Genomic DNA, 26,932 nt, shown 5'->3' with positions numbered 1-26,932 from the left:
CTTCACTGAAGCCCGTTAAGGAATATAATGAAGTCCAAATCGTCATTCTTGTCCGCCATCGCCACGGTGGATAAACGCGCCATTTTGCCGCTGCCCGATTCCCGCAACATCCATGAGGAGTGCGCTTTGGAACACAAGCACGACATCGAAGCCAAAATCAAACACGCCCAGCAATACGGCCTTTACAACCCTGCCAACGAGCATGATGCCTGCGGCATCGGTTTTATCGCCCATATCAAAGGCCATAAAAGCCATTCCATCGTTAAGCAAGGCTTGCTCATCCTGAAGAATCTCGCCCATCGCGGCGCGGTCGGTGCCGACAAGTTGATGGGCGACGGCGCGGGCGTTCTGATTCAACTGCCGGATCAGTACTATCGCGACGAGATGGCCAAGCAGGGTGTCGAACTGCCGCCGCCCGAAGAATATGGCGTAGGCATGATTTTCTTGCCGAAAGAAACGACATCCCGTATCGCATGCGAGCAAGAGATAGAAAGTGTGGTGCGCGCCGAAGGGCAGGTCGTGCTGGGTTGGCGCAACGTGCCAGTCGACACCGAGATGCCGATGTCGCCTACCGTGCGTGAAAAAGAGCCGGTGATCCGCCAGATCTTCATAGGTCGCGGGCCAGACATCACGGTGAGCGACGCGCTGGAACGTAAACTGTACGTGATTCGTAAGTCTTCCAGTCACGCGATCCAGGCGCTGGATTTGCCCCACGGCAAAGAGTTTTTCGTACCCTCGATGTCGGCCCGTACCATTGTTTACAAGGGTTTACTGCTGGCAGCTCAAGTCGGTCTTTATTACAAAGACTTACAGGATGAGCGCTGCGTTTCCGCACTGGCACTGGTGCATCAACGTTTTTCAACCAATACCTTTCCGGAATGGCCGCTGGCCCACCCTTTTCGTCTGATTGCCCACAATGGCGAGATCAATACCGTCAAGGGCAATGTCAACTGGATGCGCGCGCGTGAAGGCGTGATGAAATCCACCGTGCTGGGCGACGATTTGCAAAAATTGTTCCCGCTGATTGACGACGTGCAGTCTGACACCGCGTGCTTCGATGACGCGCTTGAACTGCTGCTGATGGCAGGCTATCCGATCGCGCAAGCGATGATGATGATGATCCCCGAAGCCTGGGAAAATCACACGTTGATGGACGACAACCGCCGCGCCTTTTACGAATACCACGCCGCGATGATGGAACCGTGGGATGGCCCTGCCGCGATAGCGTTCACCGATGGTCGTTACATCGGTGGCACGCTGGATCGCAACGGTTTGCGTCCCGCGCGCTATATCGTAACGGACGACGACCTGGTGGTGATGGCATCCGAATCCGGCGTGCTGCCGATTCCCGAATCCAGAATTATCAAGAAATGGCGCCTGCAGCCTGGCAAGATGTTCCTGATCGACCTCGAAGCTGGGCGCATCATCGATGACCAGGAAATTAAAGATACCTACGCCAACGCCAAGCCTTACGAGTCGTGGATCAATTCGGTGCGTATCAATCTGGACGACATTAAGCTTCACGAAACCACGCTCAACGACATCAAGACGCAAACATCGGCAGAAAATACCCGCGCATCCTTGCTTGACCGTCAGCAGGCATTTGGCTACACCCAGGAAGACGTCAGGGTATTGATGTCGCCGATGGCGCTGAATGCCGAAGAAGCGACGGGCTCAATGGGCAACGACTCGCCGCCGGCTGTGATGTCTGACAAGCTCAAACCGCTGTATCACTACTTCAAGCAGATGTTTGCGCAAGTGACGAATCCGCCGATCGATCCGATCCGCGAGGCGATGGTAATGTCACTGGTATCCTTTATAGGCCCCAGGCCAAACCTGCTCGACGTCAATAACAACAATCCGCCGATGCGCTTGGAAGTATCGAAACCGATTCTGGACTATTCAGACATCGCCAAGCTGCGCAACATCAGCGCCCACACCAGCGGTAATTTCAAATCCTACGAACTGAACATTTGCTATCCGGTGGCCTCGGGTAAAGACGGCATGGAAGTGCGCCTGGCATCGGTGTGCGCGCAAGCGGTGGATGCAATCAAATCGGGCCATAATGTCCTGATCGTGTCCGACCGCAAGGTGAACGCCGAGCAAGTAGCGATCCCGGCCTTGCTCGCGACGTCGGCAATCCATTTGCACCTGGTTAGCACGGGTTTTCGCACGTCAACCGGCCTGGTGGTGGAAACCGGTTCTGCCCGCGAAACGCATCATTTCGCGCTGCTGGCCGGTTTTGGCGCAGAAGCCATCCACCCGTATCTGGCAATGGATACGCTAGCGGAAATGGCCAACAGATTGTCCGGTGACTTATCGCCGGAAAAAGCCATCCAGAATTTCCAGAAAGCGCTCGCCAAGGGTTTGTTGAAGGTGATGTCGAAAATGGGCATATCGACTTATATGTCGTACTGCGGCGCGCAAGTTTTCGAAGCGATCGGCTTGAATAAGTCGCTTATCGACAAATATTTCAAAGGCACTGCATCCAATATTGAAGGTATCGGCGTCGTCGAAGTAGCAGAAGAGGCGTTACGTCTGCATCAGCAAGCTTACGGCAGCGATCCGGTTTTGGCGCATGCGCTCGATGCCGGCGGTGAATACGCGTTTCGCGTGCGCGGCGAAGAGCACATGTGGACGCCGGATGCGATTGCCAAGCTGCAGCATTCGACCCGATCCAACAGTTTTAGCACTTACCAAGAATATGCACAGATCATCAATGACCAAAGCAAGCGGCATATGACCCTGCGCGGTTTGTTTGAATTCAAGCTGGACCCGTCTAAGGCGATTGCGCTGGATGACGTCGAGCCGGCGAAAGAAATCGTCAAGCGCTTCGCCACTGGCGCAATGTCGCTTGGCTCGATCAGCACCGAAGCGCACGCCACGTTGGCGGTCGCAATGAACCGTATCGGCGGCAAGTCCAACACCGGCGAAGGCGGTGAAGATCCGAGCCGTTATCGCCAAGAGATGAAAGGCATCCCGGTCAAGCAGGGCGAGACCATGGCATCTGTTATCGGCCATGACCAGATTGAAGCCGATATTGTCTTGCAAGATGGCGATTCGGTGCGCTCCAGGATCAAGCAGGTCGCGGCGGGTCGCTTTGGCGTGACAGCCGCGTATTTGGATTCCGCTGATCAAATCCAGGTCAAGATGGCACAAGGCGCCAAGCCGGGAGAAGGTGGGCAGTTGCCGGGCTACAAAGTGTCTGAATATATCGCAAAATTGCGTTTCTCGGTGCCGGGCGTGGGCTTGATTTCGCCGCCGCCGCATCATGATATTTATTCGATCGAAGACTTGGCGCAGCTGATTCACGATTTGAAAAATGTAAACCCTAGCGCGTCGATCTCCATTAAGTTGGTGTCCGAAGTCGGGGTTGGCACGGTCGCGGTCGGCGTCACCAAGGCCAAGGCCGATCACGTGGTGATTGCCGGTCATGATGGCGGCACCGGCGCCACGCCGTTGTCTTCACTCAAACATGCGGGAACACCTTGGGAACTGGGCTTGGCGGAAACCCAGCAAACGCTGGTGCTGAACGGATTGCGCAGCCGCATTCGGGTACAAGCCGATGGCCAAATGAAAACCGGCCGAGATATCGTCATTGCGGCCATGCTGGGCGCGGACGAAATCGGTTTTGCAACCGCCCCGCTAGTGGTTGAGGGCTGCATTATGTTGCGTAAATGCCACCTCAATACCTGCTCGGTCGGCATCGCGACACAAGACCCGCTGCTACGCGCCAAGTTCTCCGGCAAGCCAGAACATGTAGTCAACTATTTCTTCTTTGTAGCCGAGGAAGCGCGGCAGTTGATGGCGCAACTCGGTATACGCACATTTGATGAATTGATCGGTCGCGTCGACTTGCTCGACAAGTCAAAAGCGATTACGCATTGGAAGGCCAAGGGGCTTGATTTCAGCAAGATTTTCTATCAGCCGGAAGTACCTGCTTCGGTACCTCGCTATCACACGGAGGAGCAGGACCACGGCTTGGAAAAAGCGCTTGACCATCAGCTGATCGCGCAAGCGAAAGCAGCGCTCGAAAAAGGTGAAAAAGTCTCGTTCACTTTGCCGGTCAGGAACGTTAACCGCACGGTTGGCACCATGCTGTCTGGCGTCGTTGCCAAAAAATACGGTCACGAAGGCTTGCCCGACGATACCATTCACATCCAGTTACTAGGGACTGCAGGTCAATCGGCCGGCGCGTTTCTGGCGCACGGCATTACGCTAGATCTAGTCGGCGAAGGTAATGATTACGTCGGCAAAGGTTTATCGGGCGGACGCATTATTGTCCGTCCGAATACAGAGTTTCCCGGTTTGGCAGACGACAATATTATCATCGGTAACACCGTTTTATACGGCGCGATCGCCGGCGAGGCATTTTTCAACGGCGTCTCCGGCGAGCGTTTCGCAGTGCGTAATTCCGGCGCCATTACAGTGGTTGAAGGTGTCGGCGATCATGGATGCGAATATATGACGGGCGGCACAGTGGTGGTTTTCGGACATACCGGCCGCAACTTTGCCGCCGGTATGTCTGGCGGTATTGCTTACGTGTGGGACCCTGACGGTGATTTTGCCAAAAAATGCAATATGGCGATGGTCACGCTGGAACCTGTCCTCGCCCACGCCGAGCAAGAAGCGAAAGTCGATCGCTCGATATGGCATAGCCTGCTGCGTGGCGATCAAAGTGAGACTGACGAGGCGATTCTAAAGTGCCTGATTGAGCGCCATTTCAAGTACACCGGCAGCACGCATGCACGCAATTTGCTGGATGACTGGTCCAATGGCCGCAACAAATTTATCAAAGTGTTCCCGAACGAGTACAAACGCGCACTGAGTGAGATGAATGTGGCGCGAGTGCCTATTCGGCAGAAAGAAAAAAACGCAGTGTAAGTTTGCTACGCCAGTACCTTCCTCCTGCGGGGGAAGGTCAGGATGGGGATTCGACCCCGAACCCTCTCCCTGGCAAGGAGAGTTAGATAAGACAGAGGTAGGCAATGGGTAAAATAACCGGCTTTATGGAATTTCAGCGTCAGAAAGAATCGTATTTACCAGCCGATTCACGCGTCAAGAACTATAAAGAGTTCATCCTGCCGTTGAAAGATGTACAAGCGAAAACGGAGGGTGCGCGCTGTATGGACTGCGGTACCCCGTTTTGCATGACCGGTTGCCCGGTTAACAACATCATCCCCGACTGGAATCAGCTGGTTTATAGCGGCAATTATCGCGAAGCGTTAGAGACACTTCATTCAACTAACAACTTCCCCGAATTCACCGGCCGCATCTGCCCCGCACCGTGCGAATCTGCCTGTGTGCTTGCCATCAACAACGATGCGGTTGGCATCAAATCAATCGAGCATTTCATCATCGACAAGGGCTGGAAAAACGGTTGGGTTATGCCGCAACCAGCAGCCTTCAAAACAGGTAAAAAAATTGCCGTGGTTGGATCCGGCCCTGCTGGTCTGGCTGCAGCCCAGCAACTCGCGCGTGTTGGTCACGATGTGACTGTGTTCGAAAAAAACGATCGAATTGGTGGTTTGCTGCGTTACGGCATTCCGGGCTTCAAGATGGAAAAGTCGCATATCGACCGCCGCATTGAGCAGATGCAAGCCGAAGGCGTGCAGTTCCGCACCAGTGTGTTGATCGGCGAAGATTTTCCGTCAAACATCATCAACTGGACCAAAGAAGCCATCTCGCCAAAGCAACTCGATCAAAATTTCGATGCCATCATCCTTGCGGGCGGTGCCGAATTGCCGCGCGATCTGCCAGTGCCTGGTCGTGAGCTGGAAGGCGTCCATTTTGCGATGGAATTCCTGCCACAGCAAAATCAGGTGGATGCAGGTGACAAACTCAACAAACAGATCATGGCTAGCGGTAAGCACGTCGTTGTTATCGGTGGTGGCGATACCGGTTCAGACTGCGTAGGCACATGCAACCGTCATAGCGCAGCCAGCCTGGCGCAATTTGAGCTGATGCCGCAACCGCCGGAACAAGAGGATAAGCCGTTGGTATGGCCGTACTGGCCGATCAAGTTGCGTACCTCCTCGTCACAAGAAGAAGGTTGCGACCGGGATTGGGCGGTTGCAACCAAGCGTTTCGAAGGGAAGGGCGGCAAGGTCGAGAAGCTGATTGCAGCCCGCGTTGAATGGATAGACGGCAAGATGCAGGAGGTGCCAAATTCTGAATTCGAAATGAAAGCGGATTTGGTTTTACTTGCGATGGGTTTTGTGTCGCCAGTGACCCAAGTGCTGGAAGCATTCGCTGTCGACAAAGATGGGCGCGGCAATGTTAAAGCAACCACCGATGGCGACGGTTGCTACCAGACCTCGATCGACAAAGTATTTGCCGCGGGGGACATGCGGCGCGGCCAATCGCTGGTGGTGTGGGCAATCCGTGAGGGTCGTCAGGCCGCGCGTGCGGCGGATGAGTTTTTGATGGGTGCCTCTAATTTGCCGCGATGAAAATAGGATTGCTACATTAACTTTGTGTGATTCCGTAATCTTATCAAAGTTGGGAGAAAGATCATGAGCATGAACGTTACGCAGAAGTTGATTCAGTCGCATCTGTTGCATGGCGACATGAAACCCGGCGAGGAGATCGGGATCCGCATTGACCAGACGCTCACTCAAGACGCCACCGGTACGCTGGTGATGCTGGAGCTGGAGGCGATGGGCCTGGACCGGGTGAAGACTGAAGTGAGCGTCCAGTACGTTGACCACAACATCATTCAGGAAGACTTCAAAAACCCCGACGATCATCTTTTTCTGCGCAGCGCCTGTCAGCGCTTCGGCGTGTGGTATTCGCGACCTGGTAACGGGGTGAGTCATCCTTGCCACCAGGAAAATTTCGGTAAACCGGGTAAGACGTTGCTTGGCTCTGACAGCCACACGCCGGCCGCCGGCGCAATTGGCATGCTGGCCATCGGTGCTGGTGGGTTGGAAGTGGCGCTGGCAATGGCGGGCGAACCGTTCTTCACCCGTATGCCGCTGATCTGGGGCGTGAAGCTCACCGGCAGTTTGCCGGACTGGGTGAGCGCCAAGGACGTGATCCTGGAGATGTTGCGCCGTCATGGCGTCGACGGCGGTGTGGGCCGGATCGTCGAGTACTACGGGCCGGGGCTGGCCACACTGAGTGCGATGGATCGACACGTGATCGCCAACATGGGCGCCGAGCTTGGCGCGACCAGCACCGTTTTCCCTTCCGATCTGGAGGTGCGCCGCTTTCTGCGCGCCTGGCAGCGGGAAGAGGATTGGGTCGAGCTGGCCGCGGATGCAGACGCAACCTACGATGTGAACGAAGAGATTGATTTGTCCAGCCTGGTGCCGCTGATCGCCATGCCGTCCAGCCCCGGGAACGTGCGCCCGGTCAGCGAGGTTGCCGGCGAGCGGATCTACCAGACCTACATTGGATCGTCGGCCAATCCGGGCTACCGTGATTTCGCCGTTTCGGCGCTGATGGTTCAGGATCGCAAAGTCAACGACCGCGTGTCGTTCGACATTAACCCCACTTCCCGAGCTCAGCTCGAAACCTTGGTACGCGACGGCCACGTAGCCCACTTGTTGCACGCTGGCGCGCGCTTGCACCAGGCTGGCTGCAACGGCTGCATCGGCATGGGTCAAGCGCCAGCCACAAACGAGATTTCTCTGCGCACGGTGCCGCGCAACTTTCCTGGCCGTTCAGGCACCCGTGAAGACAAGGTGTGCCTGGTCAGTCCGGAGACAGCCACGGCGTCCGCACTCACCGGCGTGATTACCGACCCGCGCACGCTTGGCATCTCCTATCCACGCATCGCGGACCCAGACCACCCAATTATCAACCGCGCGATGTTCATGCCGCCGTTACCGCTTGAGGAGGCGCTGCACGTGGACCTTGTGAAGGGCCCGAACATTGCTTCGCTGCCGAACTTCGAGCCGCTGCCTGATGAGATCGAAGTGCGGGTTTTGCTCAAAGTGGCGGATGATGTTTCCACCGATGAGATCATGCCACCGGGCTTGCGGGTGCTGCCGTTTCGCAGCAACATCCCCAAGATCGCCGAGTTTTCCTTCGACCGACTCGATCCCACCTACGCCACGCGAGCCAAGCAGTTGCCCGGCCACGTGGTGGTGGGCGGCAGCAATTATGGGCAAGGGTCAAGTCGAGAGCACGCGGCATTAGGCCCTCAGTATCTTGGGCTGCGCGCGGTTCTAGCCAAGGGTTTTGCGCGGATCCACGCGCAGAATCTGATCAATTTTGGCGTGCTACCGCTGACCTTCGTTGATCCTGAGGACTACGACGGCATTCAAACCGAAGACGTGTTGCGCCTGAGCAATCTGCGTCAAGTGCTGACAGAGGGCGGCGAGCTGGTGGTCGAAAACGTTACGCGCCAGTACAAATTCGAGATGCGTCACGCCATGTCGCCGCGACAAGTACGGTTCTTGCTTCGCGGGGGGTTGATCAGCTGGATGAAAGAGCGCCTCTCCGCATTACCCGAGTCTAGCGACACGTGATGGGGTATAGAGCGTAAGGCACACGTTTGGTATTGCCGACATCGAGCACCAAATTTAATTTTTGGTCTTTCGTAGATCACCGGGGGCACGTATGGGTGCGCCTCGGATTGACGAAGGCCGGGCAGGGCAGCGGCCAAACGGCCTCTCAGCCATTTCAACTCTCGCAAGGTTATGCAGGCCGGCGGCCAGCTATTTTCTGATCGTTTTAACTTGCCTAAACATCCCGTCACTATAGTTAATTTAACATAATATACATTATGCGCAGTACAGGCTCGGAGTAAGGATTTGTTTATTCATGGGTCAGCAGTGCAAGATGCACTGAATTAACTTCTCTTGTTCCCATCGGGACACTTGTCAGGGGCACCTCATCGCTATGCGTCATTTCTTGGCCATCTCAATACTCCTGCTTGCAGGATGCGCCTCTACGGGTAAAGTGCCTCCTGCAGGCGTCCAGTTCAGCCTTGATGGCTGTGCGCCATTTTTAAACTGCGTATCGAGCACGTCCACTAATGGTCTTTATTTTGTGGAGCCTATCCGTTTGGCTGAACCACTGAGTCAGTCGTCCTGGGCGCTGATCAGAGCCGTGGCGATCGAACTGCCTGGCGCTTCGCTCAACAGTGCTCGATTTGGGTATGCGGATATCACTTGTCGCAGCGACTTGCTTGGCTACCCGGATTATCTCGAACTGCTGGTTGATTCCGACAAACAACATCTGGACGTGAGGTCGCAATCGCTTATCGGATTCTACGATCTGGGAGTGAATCGACGCAGGGTCGAGTTGCTGAGGAGCCGTCTTATAGAACGTGGCATTGCCATTAACTGATGTCGGCAACGTCAAGCCCAGCCAGATTTGAGGAAAGGCGTCAAAGGTTGCGAACCAAACCCCTCTTTAGCACTCACTATGAAATGTCCAATATTTAGGAGTATTGGACAAAATGGGCGTACCTGTACACTCTGCTCGCCCACTTGCTGGATGGACGACCACACAAAGTACTTAATTTTTCAACACAAAGTACTTAATTTCCACGCAAAGTACTTAATCTGGCGTACTACCGTCTCACAACCGAAAGCTATCTGAGTTGGTTGGTTGCGTAGCCCTTTTCTAGGCCCGGTCACAAACTCCTGCGGAGTGTTTAAAAACTCGCGATGGGATTGATTGGCTTAGGACGCTGGTTGCACTCTTGGAACACGGCATCATAACCTAAAGGCAAATCGAGCCAATATTGGAGACGTTACCGAGTTTGAATATCCGAAATACATTGGTTAATAAGCTTTGTTTGTGACTCTGCAAGATAAAACCCCAACCGTGGTCTACGTTATTACCACTCTTTGACCAAAAATCCGTTAAAAGAACATTATTACGGATTCTGTTTTCGCCCTGACCTTTCATCTAATCCTTTACCAGGAGCCTTTCCGATGAGCAAAACCGTCCAGGCTCGCGTACTTACGCCCGATCAGTTCTCTCACCTCCTGTGCGTCATCCAAACACCGATACCAGAAAAAGAACACAGCGCTGGTTGAAATTAGCTTTAAGCTCGGGCTTCGAGTCCACGAGCTTAGCCCCGAAACTTCTGCTCAGCGATCGTTCAAGCTCAAAGAGATTCTAGCGTTGCCTGCGGCCTACACTAAGGGTGCTGATGCGTTGAAGCGATCCAAGTCAACCTATCGAAGAGACCTACCGTCTATGATCGCTCCTTTAAACTGTCCAGCACTGGTAATTCTCAGTTATCCACGTTGATATTTTGGGCTTTTGGTAAGCGAGCTTGCTTCAAATATCCAATGATTCCGTCGCTGAGAACAAGGTCTTTGCTTTTCTGAGGCACCATCTGACATTGAATTTTCTGTCCAGTTTCTTCAATGGACAAGAGCTCTGCCATGAATTCAAAACCCTCCTGTCGGGCACAGCAAATGCGAGCTCGAACAGTGTGATCCTCTGCTAGTAGGTTAAAACAAAAAAAAGTCGTCAACGCTTAATCCTAAAGCAACGAATCACACTGAATTCATCTTGAAATTGAAGACGAAGTAACAAAAGCACTATCGTTTCAATATAGTCTAGCTACATGCGAAATATTCTGACTGACCCCCTTAAACTGCGGGATTGCGATGCAACGTTGCCTGCTCATAGGCAAATGCCTGTTCAATCAGTTCGCGTTCAGACCAAAGCTTACCAAGAAAAATGATCTCGAACGGGGCTCCCGAAGCGTAGTAACCGGCAGGCGTTGTAACGGCAGGCAACCCTGCGATGTTCAACTCACCCACAGTCGTTTCCTGAATTGTTTCGCCAGAGTGAAGACCAGGTAGTTCCTCACGCATCTGCGGAAACACTAGCGAATCTAACGCGTTGTGCTCAAAAATAGCGTTAAACAAGGCCAGATAAGCTGCTTTGGCGGCAATAAACGCAGGAAGCGCAGGTGCCTTTGTCGGATCCAATATGGCAAGGCGGAAATCAGGCAGGTTTGGTAGAAATGAAAGCACTCCGCCTGGGCCGAACGGATCCTCGGCGCGAGTAGCAGCCGCGAAGTCCTCGAAGGTTTGAAGTGCTGCGTCTGGGCCGAGACGTCGGAGATATACACCAAGGTCATAGGCAACAGATTCCAAACCCCGTGCATCGAAGTTCGGCAGTGGCGATGTTGGCTCACGCAAACTTGCGAAATTAGTCCCCTCGAATGGATCGGGAATAAGGATTGCGCCCGCATCAATCAGCTCCGATTGCGCTCGTTCATAAAGCGCGGCGGTCTCGGCCGATAGGGGCTGTTCACGCCAGCCGGGGCCGTACAAACCAATCCGTTTGCCCTTTAACCCTTCCTTCGACAGATGCGCTGCATATCCCTTCGCAGGGATTTTGCCGACGCTTGCCAGCGTCTTAGGGTCTTCGCCGCTGTAACCGGCCAGAACATCTAGACAAAGCGCGGCATCAGTCACATTGCGAGCTATCGGTCCAACCACATCTCGGTTGCCAGACAGCGGCACCACACCGGCATTCGGCACCAGCCCTACTGTGGGTTTGATACCGACCAACCCATGAGCCGAGGCAGGATTTTGGATTGATCCGCCCGTTTCTTCTGCAAGGCCCACAACGCACATGTTTGCGGCCACCGCTGCAGCCGTTCCCGCGCTGGAGCCACCGGGCACGCGATCTTCAAGCACGACGTTAAGGGTCGGTCCTGCCCAGCTGTCATTTGCATGACTGCCGGTATGGCTCAGGACAGGGACATTCGTTTTACCAAGTATTACCGCATCGGCTGCTCGCATCCGTGCAACAACCGGCGCATCCGTTCCCGGCATCAAATCGACGCCACCGGTTTTGGAATACAGCAGTTTCCACCCAGCCGTCGTGGGAAAGCCAACCATATCCATCGGATCCTTGATTACGACAGGCACGCCCGCCAACGGTCCCAATGTCTCGCCGGCCGCACGCCGCCGATCGATACTACGCGCTGTATCAAGTGCCTCCTCATTCATAAAAATGATGGCGTTGTACCGCGCATTTAAGGCGTCAATTTGCGCCAAACACGCGCGAGTAAGTTCCTCGGTAGTAAACACCCCTGCGGCTAAACCATCGCGGACGATCGTGATGGTCAGCGTTCCCAAATCTGGCAAGTTTGCGGGGGCTGCAGCAGTCTTTAGTAAATCGCTTTTCATGGTCTCTCCTGTAGCGTTTTTGGTGGTGTTCCTAAAGCTGGACACCTTTTGACAATGCGCCGTCGATCATCAGATTGGTGACGCTGGTAAGGCAAGATGCGGAGATGACCAGCAACACCGCCCTCGCAATTTCTTCCGGCGTCGAGATCCGGTGTTACGTGATGGCAGTTATTGCCAAGTTGCTTGGCGCCTCGCGCCGCCAACTGGCGATAAAGCCGAGCGCTAATAAATGAAGGCAGAATGCTGTGATGAATATTGATAATGCGGCCGGAATACAACTCGCAGGGGGATTCACGAATGATATGCATGTGCTTGGCAAGAATAGTACTGTCTGACTTCGCCGCCGCGATCTGTTCTTCAACGGTCTGAATGTGCTCTACTTTGTTGGATTTATGCACCGGCACATGAAAGAGGGGAATACCGTGCCATTCAACGTAAGACCGGAGCGTATCGTGATTGGGAATCAAACACGGGATTTCAATACTGATCGCCCCTGCCCGCCATCTGTAAAGCAGATCCGAGAGATAGTGATCTTTCTGGGAGACCATCATCACAAACCGCTTCTTTGTGTTAGCGCCGGTAATCATCCAGTGCATTTCGTGCTTCTCCGCCACATCAACAGATTTCTCTTTCAGTTCCTCGAGGTCAAAGGGGGCAGAGTCCACAACCGCCTCGTATCGCATGAAAAACAGGCAGATTTCAAGTTCACCGAACTGAAGAGCTTTACTAATGCAAGCTTTGTGGTCAGTAATGAGATTCAATACCTCCGCAACAATGCCCACGGCATCCGGACAGGAGCTGATAAATCGGTAGCGGCGGATGTTTCTGGATTAAGTATCATTTTTTCGACTTTTCCTGCGGGAAAATATGTTTCCTCTAAATAAAGCACAATGCTTGCCAATTCGAACGCTCTGGGCCGGGAATTTGATAATGAATGACAGTTTCCAAAAAAATCAAGAATCTATGCCCCTTCTTCGGAAATAGGCAAGGGGTTGGTCGTTACTTTAACTCCAAAAGCTCCGCACCAATTTGTGCCAAACCAGAGCGCCTTTGCACCAATAAACATCAAAAATCACGCAGCAATGTATGACTCGACAGCAAACGAGAAACGAATGGTATTCTCCTAATAGGCATAATCCCGCTAAACTAAGTCGATGACTCAGGAGAATCCAATGCCCATACCCCTTCCACCTTCCCGGCATATAGCAGCGCTGGAAGAGGGTTCCATCAGTTTCAGCAACGAGCTATACAACCCTCGCCTGAAGATCCGGCAATATATCGCGATGCGGGTTAAGCGTAAGCGGCACGAACAAGGGTTAAAGATTACAGACGTGGCTCGGATAGCAGAGCTCAGCCAAGGTATGGTGAGTAAGATTGAGAATGCTCAGGTTTCCACAAGCTTGGAGACTCTGGGCCGACTATGTGATGCGATTGGTTTACCAATATCACAGCTCTTCAGTGACTACGACCGCCCTGACGGCGAAGCACAACTGACGAAGGCTGGGCAAGGCATGGAGGTCGTCCGCAGAGGCACGGACAAGGGTCATACCTATCAATTACTCAACTACCATCGCGATAGTCAAAAAAACTATGAGCCGTTTCTGATCACAATGGACGATGCGTCTGAGGTTTTTCCAACCTTTTTTCACCCCGGGCTGGAGTTCATTTATCTCTTAGAGGGAGAGATACTCTACCGTCACGGCAATCACCTTTATGAAATGGAACCCGGCGACACCCTGTCCTTCGATGCGGCCATTCCCCATGGCCCAGAAGCACTCAAGAAGGTTCCCGTAAAGTTACTCTCGATTATTCACTATGATGATTAGCAATATGATGATATTGAACAATATTTGGTAAACCCCCGACATCCTAGACGCCTGACAGCTAGCTCTGACCTTGGAGCGCTCGCTAACCCAGTTTCCTTTCAGATCAAAAGCCCGCAGCTTGTCGTGTTCACTAGTGCTAACGCCCACAGTGGGGGGGTTACCGGGGGATTCTGCTCAACTAACAGATTAGCCGTATAACCGTAGGCGTCCGGTAAACCCACCTTGAACCCGATGCCCCAGCCGTCAAGATAGTGTCCATTTATTCCTTAGCGGACACTTGTCATGAACAACGTAAGCGTAACCCGCCCGTACCGAAAACGCCGTCAATACACATCAGAATTCAAGGCCCAATTGGTGGCTGAAAGCCAGATCCCTGGTGCGTCTGTTTCCCGCGTTGCTTTGGATAATGACCTGAACCCCAACTTGCTGCGGCGCTGGATCGGCGAGTCGAAGCAAACAGGTAAAGGCCAATCGCCAGCCTTTGTGCCCATCAGTTTGCCGGCAGCGACTCCAGTCGAAAAAAAGAGTAGCTCCAGCTGCATCGAAATTCCCCGAGCCAGCGACCCGATTGTAGTGGAATGGCCCGTCGATCAGGCTCATCAGTGCGTGGCGCTTCTGCGCAGTCTGTTGTAATGATCCGCATTGATAAAATCTGGTTAGCCACAGAACCGTTAGACATGCGAGCCGGGCCAGATACGGCGCTGGCGCGTGTCGTTCAGGTGTTCGGCTCGGCCAGGCCCCACTGCGCTTATCTGTTTACTAACAAACGAGGTAATCGCATGAAAGTGTTGATCTCCGTTGGTTTAGGCATCTGGCTCTGCGCCCGCCGACTGAATCGTGGCAAGTTCCACTGGGGTGAATCGCTGGCGCAGCGATCAGTTGCGTTTAACCGATGAGCATTTATCTGCCTTGGTTCAGGGTCTACCGCTGGCAGCGGCTGGGTGTCGCCGGCGTCATCTCGGTTCTGTAACCACAAGCTGGCCACCCAGACCATCATCAGAATGGCGAATCGTCATGGTTGCCGGGGCTTGGCATACTATTCGGTATGTCACATCGCCCCGATCTTAATCAACTCTCTAACGAACAACTCCGCGCCTTGACGGCGGATCTGTTCGATTGCATGGAGAACAAAGATCGGGCGTTGATCCACCGTGATGCGGTCATCGAAAAGCTGACCCACGAAGTGGCGATCCTGAAACGTCACAAATTCGCTCAACGCAGCGAACAACTAGACGCAGTTCAGAGCAACTTGCTGGATGAGCTTATCGATAGCGACCTTGCCGCCATCGATGCCGAACTCGGTAAGCTAACAGCCGATGAAGCACCGACCCCACCTAAGAAACAGCCCAAGCGGGCTCAGCTGCCGCCAGAACTGCCCCGCACCCTGATCCATCATGAGCCTGAGAACACTCAATGCCGCTGCGACTTCCAGCTCAAGCGTGTCGGTGAAAACATCAGTGAAAAGCTGGATTACGTACCTGGCGAGTTCACGGTGGAACGCCACATCCGGGGCAAGTGGGCCTGCGAACAATGCGAAACCCTCACCCAGGCTCCCGTACCACCCCAGGTCATTAATAAAGGCATCCCTACCGCCGGATTACTTGCCCAAGTGCTAGTGGCCAAGTAATCCGATCATTTACCTCTGTACCACCAAGAACGCATCTTCGGTCGCGCCGGTCTTACGATCCCGCGCTGGCCGCCTGGGTGGGAACCTGCGGCGAGCAGTTACAGCCCTTGGTGGGGGCACTGAGAAACGTTTCACTACAACACTACGTCCTTCACGCTGACGAAACACCGTTCAGCATGCCGGCCCCGGGCAAGAAGAAAACCCACCGAGCCTATGTCTGGGCTTACTGCACGACACCATTCTCAGATCTCCGCGAGGTGGTTTACAAGTTCGCTCCAAGCCGCGCCGGCGAGCACGCTCGCACCTTGCTGGGAGACTGGCAAGGTAAGCTGGTCTGCGACGATTACTCAGGTTATAAAGCGGGCTTCGGCAACGAAATCGGATGCATGGCCCATGCCCGGCGTAAGTTCTACGATCTGCACCAGGCCAACAAAAGCGAGTTGGCCGCAAAAGCTCTCGAATACATCGGCCAACTGTATATGATCGAGCAAGAAACCAAAGACCTGCCACCGGATAAGCGACAATCCATCAGAAATGAAAAAGCCCGACCCATTGCTGATGCATTGCACCAATGGATGGTGGCTCACCGACAGAAATTGCCGGAGGGCTCCGGCACAGCCAACGCCCTGGATTACAATCTTAAACGCTGGAAAGCGCTGACGCGCTATCTAGACGATGGCGCTGTACCTATCGACAATAACTGGATGGGAAACCAGATACGTCCGTGGGCGCTGGGACGTTCAAACTGGCTGTTCGCAGGTTCACTCAGAAGTTGCCAGCGGAATGCTGCGGTGATGACATTAATCTAGTCAGCCAAGCTCAACGGGCACGAACCGTATGCTTACCTGAAAGACGTGCTGGCGAGACTGCCGACACAAAAGAATAGCGCCATTGATGAGTCGCTACCGCACAACTGGACTCCGGCGATCATTAGCAAGGTGTGATGGCCGGACGCTTATGGCGAAAACCCTTCCGTGTCAGTCTATCCGGAGTTAAACACGCTAGGAAATCCGGCCAGCCATTCGCAAGCTACCAAAATGTCCTGGAGCAAAAAAAGAAGGTTTACTTGAATACTCAGGAGTCAAGATTGGGAAAAGATGACATCTACTTCCTGCGTATTGACGGCATGCCGCTAAATAAAATTTGCCGAAGCACAATCCAGCATTGCGTAATCAGCCGCCTCAAAACAACTCCGTCCTCAGCCAGAAAACGGATCAAAATGCCGCAGCTCTGCGGCAACACTGAAGCACCTGCGTAACTTCCCGGAAATTCGCACAACAGCTCTCTCAGTGCATGCAGAATTGGCTCATGTGAATCAGGCTGGATAAGGATCAGTGATCCTTGAGCTTTGTACCTGTCATGAATACCACAATTTTTTGCCAGAACGGTTTCACCATCGAGTCGTAGCCGATCCAAAACCAAAGCGTTTCCACCAGAGTCGTAAATTTCAATATCACTATGGTATCTAGTAAATACCAGGTCAGGCTCGCCGCCACATGTAGACGCTGCGGTCAGCTGAGGGTCATGCCAGCTAAAGCTGTCAGCCAAAAGCAGACGTGCACCTGGAGAAAGGTTAGCGCGAATACGAGAGTAAAAAGAAGCGCCGCTAAATAGAATGGTCGAGTCTGGGATATATTCACAGTAACTGCCCGTCGCCAGACTCAAAACGAGGGACTGTTTCGCCTCTCCTCCTCGGGTATGGTGAACAATTGTACTGGCCTGAGTCGTCAGATGTACCTGAGCACGTGAGTTAAGCTCAACGTTCATCGTGAGGTCATCCCCTCGATACAACCCTCCTGAGGAAGATTGCAAATACAGGGTTATCATCCCGTCAGGATCACCCTCTAGCACGAAGGGCCGCGTCAGGTGAAATGGGTGCTCCGCTCGTTGCCTGCCGAGGAAAGTCTTGCCACGTGGATCGACTTTGAACTCTAGAGCCGCTCGAGCGCATCTGGATTGAGTTAGTGACGCTGTTTTCAGTCTCTCTCCAACTTGCGGAAGGTCTGTTTTATTTGTCGATGCAACAGGACTATTCATGAGTTACTCGTCAGAATTTGCAGCCTGAGTTGAGGCTGCAGAACTTTTGAACAGCAGATTCCTGATGAGGTAATCGACGATATAGTCAATACCCTCTCCAGCTCTACAATTAATGGACACAACAGGCCGCTGCTGGCGAACCCGTTTCGCCTCTATTAACATCGCGTCCAAATTGACACCCACGTAGGGTGCCAAATCGGTTTTGTTTATAACCAGCAGGTCACTCTGCAAAACTCCTGGCCCTCGTTTTCGTGGAATATCATCCCCGCCTGCAACATCAATCACGAACATCCACAGATCGACCAAATCAAGCGAAAAGGTAGAAGCTAGATTGTCACCACCACTTTCGATCATAATCATCTCCAGTTCCGGAAACTGGATTGCCATTCTTTCTGCCGCTTCGATATTAAGCGTAGGATCCTCTCGAATCACCGTATGCGGGCATGCACCGGCCTCCACAGCCATCACGCGCTCCGGGGCTATCAGGCCGCTTTTGCGCAATCTATCAGCATCCTCAGTGGTGACCAGATCATTGGTAATGACGCCGACCTCAATACCCCGCTTCTGAAAAGCAGGAATCAGCCTTTCTAAAAGCGCGGTCTTGCCAGACCCTACGGGCCCACCGATACCTACTCTCGCCGGACCCGTCAATGGTGACAACTCCAAATTTTTCATCGCAGCATATACCTTTGTGTCAGTGGCAGCTCAGTAGCCGGCTCGCAGGTTGCAAGCTCACCGTTAACAAATACGTCGAAAGTCTGGGGATCAACACGCATCTCTGGGCACAGGTCATTATGCAACATATCGCTTTTCTGCAGATTGCGTGTGCCGGTCGCAGGCAGCAGCTTTTTTTTAAGATTGAGTTTTTCTGCCAAGCCTTTTTCGATCGCCAGTGGGTTAACGAAATTTGCACTCAAGTTTTGGCTGGCAATACCGAAAGCTCCCCACTGAGGGCGCAACATGATTGGTTCACAGGTCATCAGAGACGCAGCGCTATCTCCCATTGCGCCGAAAGCAATAAAACCTCCTTTAACAATCAGCTCCGGCTTAACCCCGAACATTGCCGGCTTCCATAACACCACATCTGCCATTTTTCCCGGTTCAAGCGACCCGACATGTGCATCGACTCCAAAACTCTTTGCGGCGTTAATGGTGTACTTGGCGATGTAGCGCTTGATTCTTTCATTATCACCAATGCGTGAGGTTTCAGTTTCCAGACGCCCGCGCTGATCCTTCATCTTACTCGCCAGCTGCCATGTCCGAGTAATGACTTCGTTGATACGACCCATACCCTGGCTGTCGGAACCCAGCATGGAAATAGCTCCAATGTCGTGGAGAACATCTTCAGCGGCTATGGTCTGGGCGCGGATCCGACTTTCGGCAAAAGCCACATCCTCAGGAATGGCAGGGTTCAGGTGATGACAGACCATGGTCATGTCCAGATGTTCATCGAAGGTATTGACCGTGAACGGATTAGTGGGGTTGGTCGATGACGGCAGGCAGTTCGTGTGCTGGACTACGGAAATAATATCAGGCGCATGTCCACCACCTGCACCCTCAGTATGGTACATATGAATAGTTCTGCCCTTGATCGCAGCCAGCGTATTCTCTACGAAGCCACTTTCGTTCAGGGTATCGGTGTGCAGCTGAACCTGAAAATCCAGTTCGTCTGCAACAGTCAAGCAGGTATCGATCGTAGCCGGCGTCGCACCCCAATCTTCATGAATTTTCAAGCCAACACAGCCGCCTTCGATCTGGTCATACAATGCACGTGGTTTGCACGAGTTACCTCGACCTAAAAACCCAAAATTGACCGGAAACGCTTCTGCAGCCTGCAACATTTTACCCACGTTGAAAACGCCACCACAGTCGATTCCAACGGTAATCGGTCCCAGCGATCCGCCAAACAAGGTGGTAATGCCTGAGGCTATAGCATGATCGCATATTTGCGCACTGTCGAAATGTACGTGGACGTCAATACCACCAGGAGTTGCAATCAGCCCTTCCGCATCACGAACCGCTGTTGCCTGGCCAACCAATAGTCTAGGGTCGACGCCATCCATCACAGCAGGGTTGCCAGCTTTACCAATGGCGACAATTTTGCCGTCCTTGATACCAATATCCCCTTTGACGATACCAACCACCGGATCTATCACCAGTGCATTGCAAATGAGCATATCGAGAGTGCCATCCTCGCTATTGAGACCCGAAGTCATGCCCATGCCATCCCGTAGAGTCTTGCCTCCACCGTGAAGACACTCATCGCCATATACTGTGAAATCATGTTCCACTTCAGCTATCAGGCTCGTATCGCCGAGGCGGATGCCGTCGCCAGTAGTAGGGCCGTACATTTCTGCGTACTCTCTTCGAGACATCGTGGCCATGGTTTATGCTCCTAAAAAACTGTTATCTTTTGCTTTTTTCAAAGCAGCTACGCGTACTGATTTATCACTGATCTTGCCATTTGTGAGGTTGTTGAGACCGTAAATCTCCTTATTTCCTCCGAACTCACACAGCGTAACCTCTTTATCTTGGCCAGGTTCAAAGCGTACTGCCGTTCCAGCAGGGATATCCAGCCTCATACCAAAGGCACTCTCTCGGTCAAACTGCAGTGCCTTATTGGCTTCAAAAAAGTGATAGTGACTGCCAATTTGTATAGGTCTGTCAGCGGTGTTCAGTGCGCTCATGGTTATTGTTTTGCGACCGGCATTTATCTCGATCCTCCCCTCTGCAGGGAATAGCTCACCTGGGAAAACACTATTCTCAGGAATGGCCTCTTTACCCGGCCTGATAGGATCGTGAACTGTGACTAGTTTGGTACCGTCTGGAAACACTCCCTCGACCTGTAGCATGTTCATCATTTGGCTCACGCCAAGTTGAACATCATCTGTGTTCAGGATTGTGCTACCATGACTGATAAGATCAGCCACGGAACGTCCATCTCTAGCCCCTTCAAGAATCTCATTGGCTATAATTGCGGTAGCTTCTGGGTAACTCAATTTCAACCCTCTCTCCCGACGCTCCTGGGAAAGTTTGGCGGCAGTGTAGATAGTTAGTCGTTCCAGTTCTGTCGGCGTCAAGTACATCGCAATCCCCTGTAGATAGCTCCGTTCGTGTTTTTGATTCAGTTCGAAAATAGCCGTAACTTACTGCTTTCATGTCGCATCGCTGCAATTTCTGTCGCAGGTAAATAGCTGTGCATTTCAGTGTGATCAGATACTGGGACTTCCAGCAGCGTGGCAATAACCGGCGTAAGCTGTTGCCGAATGAGCTGAGCGTGCAAATGCCCAAGCTTGCCCAATCGCATAGCTGCGCCCAGTAAATCAGAGCAGATAGCATGTGCAGATGCTGCTTGTGACTGAATTTCACTGAGCCCACAATGCGCCCACAACAGTCCCTGTATTACTGCGATATGGCCGGGGCTTTGGCCGCTTTGAATTCGGCGCCTGTATTCAGCGCTGTTACGGGTTTCTAGCCGCGCGTGAGTGCTCAATAATGCTGCACCATTGCGACAAGAACCGACACGGAGCCCTGCAGCTAGCGTCATTGCATCAACTTCGTGGTCGATCGCTGAAATTGCATCCAAATCATCCCCAAGACGATAACAGCGACACAGCGCCACACGATCAAGGCTGTCCCAGCGCTGTTGAAGCTGTGCCGAAATAAAGTCCATCACTTCAGCGGGAGTTCGTATTTTTTGATCATTGAATAGCGCCTCCAGTCCGCCAGAAAAAGCAAAGCTGCCAGAAGGAAACTGACTATCTCCAAATTGAAGCAAACTCAAGGTACTCAGCAACAAAGCTTGCTCTTTCTCCATAGAGTCGAGTGCTGACTCATTGTTCCTAAATACCATCTGGAAGCTCCACTTTCACCTCGCCACTTTCGATCAGAGGCAGTATTCGATCCAGATAATTTTGGGCCGGCCCTTCCAGCGCCACCAAAAGATCCGTGCCATCGAATCGAACTCGCCAGTGAAGGTTACCAGCGTTGTAGCCCAGAACGAGTGCACAGCTATTACTAGTCGGGCTTAAGCGCAACCAATGCTCTTCATTAACACGCAATACGACAGCGCGCTCTTCATCAATATGCAGCACTGCTCCGTTGTAGAGTTTTACCTGGCGGGGTAAAGCGATACCACAACTGGTACCGTGGTCTGTTGTTACGCGCTGTCGGCTTCGAGAAGTGTCCGCCGCAGAAATACGGATAGTTTCAATGACTCCATGGTGGCTGAGCTGGTGTAGACGCTCGGACAATTCAATGTCATTGGCGCTACCAACGATATTACTTATTACTAACATTATTAGCACCTTTGGGCCGATTCAGATTGTCAGATGTTTTTGAACTAACTCATCAGTGAGCGTTTTACCCATACCTGCTGCTACCACTCGGCCGTTATCGAGTATTAAAAATTGATCAGAAACGCGTTGTGCAAAACGAACATTCTGCTCTACAAGTATGATCGTCAAGCCAAGTTCCTTGTTCAGGGTCAAGATACACTCTTCGATTTGTTCAACAATATTGGGTTGAATACCTTCAGTAGGTTCGTCTAGAAGTAAAATTTGTGGATTAGTAGCTATAGCTCTTGCAATCGCTAGCTGTTGTTGCTGCCCGCCAGATAACAGTCCCCCTGCTCGGCCCAGATTTTCCATTAAATATGGAAACAGTTCGGACACCAGGTCTGGAATCACAGGTTTACTTTTCGGATCAGCAAAGCATCCCATTAGAATATTCTCTCGCACTGAGAAATCCGGAATGATTTCTCGGCCCTGCGGGACGTAACCTATCCCGGCACGCGCCCTGGCAAAAGTTGGTTGTCTACTTAAATCCTCGTCGTTGAGTAATAACTTGCCTTCCGTTGAACTGGTTAGGCCAACGAGGGTTTTCAGCAACGTGCTCTTACCTACCCCGTTACGACCCAGAACAGAAAAGATTGCCCCTTTTTTAATCTTGAGATTGATATCATGAAGTATATGACTGCCGCCGTAATAGCTGTTTATCGAATGAAGCTCAAGCATCAGGCAATTCCTCCACTACCCAGGTACGCATCTTTCACTGCCTGACTCTTCTCGATATCGCCGATTCGTCCTTCTGCGAGGAACTTTCCCTGATGCATAACAGTTATTTTGTCTGCAATCTCACGTACAAACGCCATATCGTGCTCTACAGCAACAATAGTGTGCCTCCCTTTGAGGTCATTCACGATACGGGAGGTCTTTAGCGTTTCATCGGCCGTCATGCCCGCAGTTGGTTCGTCGAGCAAAATTATTTTCGGATTAAGGATAACTAGCAGCCCAAGTTCCAACCACTGAGTCTCGCCATGAGAAAGATTTCCGGCTAATTCGTCAGCCCGCCGAGTTAAATTAATCAGCTCCAGAGTTTCTTCAAGCTTATCGAGATGAATGCATCGCTTGAGGCTTCCCAAATTTGCAAATACCGATGTGTTCTTCATCGCAGCAACCGATAGGTTTTGCCGAACCGTCAGTTTCTTGAACACACTTGGAATCTGAAATTTTCGACCCACACCCATACGGGCAATGGTATGTGGAGGCTTATTGGTAATTTCAGTATCGCCAATAAAAATGCGCCCTTCGGTAGACTCTGTTTTTCCGCATATCATATCCATAAGCGTAGTCTTTCCGGCACCATTTGCGCCTAGCAACACCCGCATTTCGCCCTGCTTTACGACCATACTGAAATTACTTACGGCCTGAAAACCACTGAAGTTAACCCCAACACCATCAATTACCAAATCATAGTTACTTTCAGTCATTGAAGCTGCCCTCCAATCTCTGATTTAGAAGATTTCGTAGTCAAACGTCGGCACCATCCATGGACGACACCTGCCATGCCGTTAGGCATAAACAGAACTACCAACACAAAAAACAACCCAACAATAGCCTGCCAAGATTCGACAAATACTTCGCTTTCACTAATCGTCGCCCCCAGCATATTGATAACGATCGCTCCGATACAGGCACCGAGCAGCGAGCCACGCCCACCTACCGCAGCCCAAATAACCATCGAAATACTGAAAGCCAGATCCATGAATGTAGGCGATACGAATTCAGAGGTAACGACGTATAAAAGGCCAGCAAAACCGGAAATAGCAGCTGACACGCAAAAGAAAAATGTCTGATAAGCTGCAGCGTCAAATCCTAAGTATTTGGCACGATTCTCGTCATCACGGATACCCTGCATCACAAGACCCGCCCGCGAGTTGACTAAAAGACGGGTACCTAGCAGGATCAAAATGAGTGATACGGCAGCCAAGTAATATGTGGCGACACTGTATGGATCAAATTCGTAACCTCCAAAAGTCAACCCTCCCAAATCCGTTAAGCCATTGAAGCCACCGGTAAGTGCCTGAGCATCAACAACCAGGAGCCGCACCAAGAGTACCAAGGCAAGTGTGATAATAGAGATGAAGACACCTGACACTCCCTTGCGAAACATGACGGAACCCAAGATGAAGGCCAGCAATACGGGCAACACAATAGCCATAATAAAACCAAATGCTTGCGACTGAAACGGAAGCCACAGATAGGAACCACTGTTGATACAGCATAGGTCGGTGACAGCGCCAGGTTCAGCGTTCCACAACATAAAGTCCGGGACAGGACCTGCGCCTCCCTGCTGCAAGCTAGTTGGACTTGCCAATTTCAATGACATACCCAGCATGTAGGCACCAGCACCAAAGAATAGACCTTGACCCAGGTTGAGAATGCCCGCATAACCCCAGCACAACGAAATTGCAATACCTAGCATGCCGTAAACCAAATATTTGGACGCCCTATTCAGCCAGAATTCATCGAAAAAAACCGGTAGCGACAAAACAGTCACAATAAAAATAGCGTAAGCAGCAATCCTCAAATGATCGTGTTTCAACATTATCGCCCCTTGTAGTTAAGCAGCCCCTGAGGGCGCCAGATGATAATTGCTATAACGACTCCGAAAACAATTGCTCGCGCAATAATATCGTTACTCAGTGCGGCGAAGATGCCGTTGACCTGCCCAAGAAGACCTGACGCAACGATAGTCCCGACAAGGCTACCAACCCCACCTACCACAACAACAAGAAAACCATCGACCACCAGTGAACTGCCCATATCGGGCATCACTGTTTTGAACCCGGACATCATGACTCCAGCAACTCCAGCCAATCCTGCGCCATAGGCAAAAGTCAATGCGTTCACTTTTCTGACATTGATACCGCATGCAGCGGCCATATCCTTGTTTCGCATAATTGCTCGAATCTGCTGGCCCATCCTGGTTTTGTACATCAGTAACCACGTAATGACAGCCAGAAGAATGGAAATAATAATAATAAATGCGCGATATGGCTGAATCAAAAACTCACCAATAAAAATGGGTTCAGACAACAAATCTGGAACCTTGACTGACTGCAAGCCTGGCCCAAGACCAGCTATATGAATGCCGAAAAAAGACAGTCCGAATTCAAGCCGAATGGCTTGTTGCAAAAGTATTGCAACACCCCAAGTTGCGAGTAGCGTATCGAACAGTCGACCGTAAAGCCTGCGAACCACGAACTTTTCTATCAGCAGACCAAGGGCGAAACAGACAACAAATGCAAGGGGTATGGCCGCGAAAAGACTTAATCCCATATGGATCTGAGCCAATACAGTAGAGTACGCCCCGATCATCACTAACTCACCATGAGCCATATTAATAACGCCCATCGAGCCGTAGATAATGGACAGCCCAAGAGCGACCAACAACAGTATTGATCCGAGACTTAGACCAATTAAAATCGTATCCAACATTTTAATCCCCTGAAAAAATGACATGCGTCTTTTTAAACGCATGTCTTCCTGGATCCTCTTTACAATTTGGAGCTATCCAAACCAGATTCGCTACAAAACAGATTGCCAGCAGTTTCGCCGTAAGCTGCATATGGAAGTGGAATTACTGGAGCGCTGAATTCGTCAACGATTGTGCCCCGAGCATCCTCATTCCATTGCACAATACGCGGTGTCATTGATGTGTGGAGATTATCCGCACTGACTGTCATTGTTCCACTGGCAGCGTCAAAACTTACGCCTTTAGTCGCTTCCATTATTTCATTTGGTTTAATACCATCTGCTTTAGAAACGGCTTTGGCCCAGAGATAAACTCCTGAATATGCCGACTCCATCGCATGGTGCGTGACTGCAGTTTCATCCTTGGTATAAGCGCGGTAGCGCTCGATGAATGCTTTGTTGGCTTCGGTATCGACCGCCTGAAAGTAAGGAAACGATGTGTAACTACCCGCAGCAAACTTGCCGCCCATAGCCGCCACTTCGATTTCGGATGTTACGGTTGAAGCAATCGGAATATCCTTTTGCGAGATGCCCTGGTTGGCATATTCACGATAAAACGAAATTATCGAACCACCAACGACATTGGAAAGTACAATGTCAGCACCGCTATCTTTAATCTTTTTGACCATGGAGCTCCACTCAGAATGCCCGAGAGCTAGATATTCGTCGCCCACCCATTCGGCACCGTTCTCTTCAATTAACGTTTTGGCAACTTTTGCCATTTCTTTGGGATACAGATAATTAGAACCAACAATGAAGAATTTTTTCTTCCCCAAATTTTTGACTAGCCACGGAATATAATTGTTTAGCTGCTGGTTGGGAGCAGCGCCGGTGTAGACTACATTTTTTGAGCATTCAAACCCTTCATAAAAAGTAGGGTAAAACAACAAACTATTGCGTTTTTCGACCACTGGTAGCATCGCTTTTCTGCTCGCCGAGGTGTAACCGCCAAAAATCGTGGCTACCTTGTCACGAATCACCAGCTTGCTCACCTTCTCGTTAAACGTCTTTGGATCACTAGCGCCGTCCTCAACTAGTGGCTTGATCACCATTCCGTTTACACCGCCTTTCGCGTTTATTTCTTCAATAGCCATAAGAGTCGCACTGGCAAGAGACTTCTCTACGATTGATAGGCCACCTGTCTGAGAGAAAAGAACCCCCACCTCAATTTCCTTGGCAGCATGCGTTAACCCGGACGTTAAAAGACTGACAGCACCTAAAAAAGCGCCAAGCTTGAGTTTGCAGCTGATTCTATTTGTAAACTTCATGTTGTAACCCTCTAGCTCGTAAATTGAATAACTCAGTGATATTCAGAGAATCAACTCATATCCTGAAAAACCATACAGACCATCGTTTTGACTTAACGACGGGAGAGATTTTTCGGGCATGGACCAAAAACTTGCAGCTTATGAATAAATTAGTCCTGATAAGAAAGAATGCACGATGCATGCCAAATAAATTACTGGCTTACTTTTATAGAGTTAGCTGAAAATAAAGGGGTTTGCA

The 26,932-nt window shown here is 51.6% G+C and carries 21 protein-coding genes and 1 pseudogene; 8 read left to right on the top strand and 14 right to left on the bottom strand.

Annotated features, from left to right (window positions below; all coding sequences use genetic code 11):
- The first annotated feature begins 27 nt into the window (after positions 1–27).
- The 4 genes from ABA45_RS09050 (at position 28) to ABA45_RS18535 (ending at position 9,300) form a co-directional block, all read left to right on the top strand.
- The gene (locus ABA45_RS09050) at positions 28–4,884 is read left to right on the top strand and encodes a glutamate synthase-related protein (RefSeq protein WP_198146949.1); all 4,857 of its coding nucleotides are present in this window, start codon (positions 28–30) and stop codon (positions 4,882–4,884) included.
- A gap of 104 nt (positions 4,885–4,988) precedes the next feature.
- Positions 4,989–6,452 (top strand): glutamate synthase subunit beta, encoded by a 1,464-nt coding sequence (locus tag ABA45_RS09045; protein ID WP_048385495.1) that lies wholly within the window; start codon positions 4,989–4,991, stop codon positions 6,450–6,452.
- A gap of 63 nt (positions 6,453–6,515) precedes the next feature.
- Complete coding sequence (locus tag ABA45_RS09040) at positions 6,516–8,477, top strand: aconitate hydratase (protein WP_048385493.1); 1,962 nt, start codon at positions 6,516–6,518, stop codon at positions 8,475–8,477.
- A gap of 373 nt (positions 8,478–8,850) precedes the next feature.
- Entirely contained in the window at positions 8,851–9,300 is a 450-nt protein-coding gene (locus ABA45_RS18535; protein WP_084708310.1) for a DUF1499 domain-containing protein, read from the top strand.
- 898 nt (positions 9,301–10,198) lie between these two features.
- Here ABA45_RS18535 and ABA45_RS18895 read toward each other — a convergent pair.
- From ABA45_RS18895 to ABA45_RS09025, 3 genes are all read right to left on the bottom strand, one after another.
- Positions 10,199–10,354, bottom strand: coding sequence for a hypothetical protein (locus tag ABA45_RS18895; protein WP_157035537.1), 156 nt, complete (start codon positions 10,352–10,354; stop codon positions 10,199–10,201).
- Positions 10,355–10,562: 208 nt separating this feature from the next.
- Positions 10,563–12,119, bottom strand: coding sequence for an amidase (locus tag ABA45_RS09030; RefSeq protein ID WP_048385490.1), 1,557 nt, complete (start codon positions 12,117–12,119; stop codon positions 10,563–10,565).
- Complete coding sequence (locus ABA45_RS09025) at positions 12,116–12,901, bottom strand: formyltransferase family protein (protein ID WP_053076155.1); 786 nt, start codon at positions 12,899–12,901, stop codon at positions 12,116–12,118. Before ABA45_RS09025 ends, ABA45_RS09030 begins: the two co-directional genes overlap by 4 nt.
- A 501-nt stretch (positions 12,902–13,402) precedes the next feature.
- On the opposite strand from ABA45_RS09025, the gene ABA45_RS09020 reads away from it, so the two are divergent.
- The 4 genes and pseudogenes from ABA45_RS09020 to tnpC all read left to right on the top strand — a co-directional run bounded on the left by ABA45_RS09020 (position 13,403) and on the right by tnpC (position 16,516).
- Positions 13,403–13,945 carry a helix-turn-helix domain-containing protein gene (locus ABA45_RS09020; protein WP_048388883.1) on the top strand — a complete coding sequence of 181 codons (543 nt, stop codon included), beginning with the start codon at positions 13,403–13,405 and terminating at the stop codon, positions 13,943–13,945.
- A gap of 282 nt (positions 13,946–14,227) precedes the next feature.
- Positions 14,228–14,578, top strand: a complete 351-nt coding sequence (gene tnpA, locus ABA45_RS09015; RefSeq protein ID WP_048385488.1) for an IS66-like element accessory protein TnpA — start codon at positions 14,228–14,230, stop codon at positions 14,576–14,578.
- Positions 14,578–14,841 (top strand): IS66 family insertion sequence element accessory protein TnpB, encoded by a 264-nt coding sequence (tnpB, locus tag ABA45_RS09010; RefSeq protein WP_198146947.1) that lies wholly within the window; start codon positions 14,578–14,580, stop codon positions 14,839–14,841. Before tnpA ends, tnpB begins: the two co-directional genes overlap by 1 nt.
- 149 nt (positions 14,842–14,990) lie before the next feature.
- Positions 14,991–16,516, top strand: a pseudogene (tnpC, locus tag ABA45_RS09005) (IS66 family transposase).
- 160 nt (positions 16,517–16,676) lie between these two features.
- On the opposite strand, the gene ABA45_RS09000 reads toward tnpC, so the two are convergent.
- From ABA45_RS09000 to ABA45_RS08950, 11 genes are all read right to left on the bottom strand, one after another.
- Positions 16,677–17,399: an urease accessory protein UreD gene (locus tag ABA45_RS09000; RefSeq protein ID WP_227506210.1), complete on the bottom strand. Its 723-nt coding sequence runs from the start codon at positions 17,397–17,399 to the stop codon at positions 16,677–16,679.
- 213 nt (positions 17,400–17,612) lie between these two features.
- Complete coding sequence (gene ureG / locus ABA45_RS08995; RefSeq protein ID WP_048385486.1) at positions 17,613–18,284, bottom strand: urease accessory protein UreG; 672 nt, start codon at positions 18,282–18,284, stop codon at positions 17,613–17,615.
- Positions 18,281–19,993, bottom strand: a complete 1,713-nt coding sequence (gene ureC, locus ABA45_RS08990; RefSeq protein WP_048385484.1) for an urease subunit alpha — start codon at positions 19,991–19,993, stop codon at positions 18,281–18,283. Before ureC ends, ureG begins: the two co-directional genes overlap by 4 nt.
- A gap of 3 nt (positions 19,994–19,996) precedes the next feature.
- Positions 19,997–20,695 (bottom strand): urease subunit beta, encoded by a 699-nt coding sequence (locus tag ABA45_RS08985; RefSeq protein WP_048385482.1) that lies wholly within the window; start codon positions 20,693–20,695, stop codon positions 19,997–19,999.
- Positions 20,696–20,733: 38 nt separating this feature from the next.
- Positions 20,734–21,426, bottom strand: coding sequence for an urease accessory protein UreF (locus ABA45_RS08980; protein ID WP_053076153.1), 693 nt, complete (start codon positions 21,424–21,426; stop codon positions 20,734–20,736).
- Positions 21,427–21,451: 25 nt separating this feature from the next.
- Positions 21,452–21,907: an urease accessory protein UreE gene (gene ureE / locus ABA45_RS08975; RefSeq protein WP_048385480.1), complete on the bottom strand. Its 456-nt coding sequence runs from the start codon at positions 21,905–21,907 to the stop codon at positions 21,452–21,454.
- A gap of 21 nt (positions 21,908–21,928) precedes the next feature.
- Complete coding sequence (gene urtE, locus ABA45_RS08970; RefSeq protein ID WP_048385478.1) at positions 21,929–22,624, bottom strand: urea ABC transporter ATP-binding subunit UrtE; 696 nt, start codon at positions 22,622–22,624, stop codon at positions 21,929–21,931.
- Positions 22,624–23,379 (bottom strand): urea ABC transporter ATP-binding protein UrtD, encoded by a 756-nt coding sequence (urtD, locus tag ABA45_RS08965; RefSeq protein WP_048385475.1) that lies wholly within the window; start codon positions 23,377–23,379, stop codon positions 22,624–22,626. The genes urtE and urtD overlap by 1 nt, the downstream gene beginning before the upstream one ends.
- Positions 23,376–24,497: an urea ABC transporter permease subunit UrtC gene (gene urtC, locus ABA45_RS08960; RefSeq protein ID WP_048385473.1), complete on the bottom strand. Its 1,122-nt coding sequence runs from the start codon at positions 24,495–24,497 to the stop codon at positions 23,376–23,378. The genes urtD and urtC overlap by 4 nt, the downstream gene beginning before the upstream one ends.
- Entirely contained in the window at positions 24,497–25,390 is an 894-nt protein-coding gene (gene urtB / locus ABA45_RS08955; RefSeq protein WP_048388876.1) for an urea ABC transporter permease subunit UrtB, read from the bottom strand. The genes urtC and urtB overlap by 1 nt, the downstream gene beginning before the upstream one ends.
- Before the next feature lie 59 nt (positions 25,391–25,449).
- Positions 25,450–26,694, bottom strand: coding sequence for a transporter substrate-binding domain-containing protein (locus tag ABA45_RS08950; RefSeq protein WP_048385471.1), 1,245 nt, complete (start codon positions 26,692–26,694; stop codon positions 25,450–25,452).
- Positions 26,695–26,932: the final 238 nt, after the last annotated feature.

It is taken from the genome of Marinobacter psychrophilus (assembly GCF_001043175.1).
Lineage (GTDB): Bacteria > Pseudomonadota > Gammaproteobacteria > Pseudomonadales > Oleiphilaceae > Marinobacter > Marinobacter psychrophilus.
The sequence above is the reverse complement of the archived record's forward strand: the minus strand, read 5'-3'. Positions and strand labels throughout refer to the sequence as shown.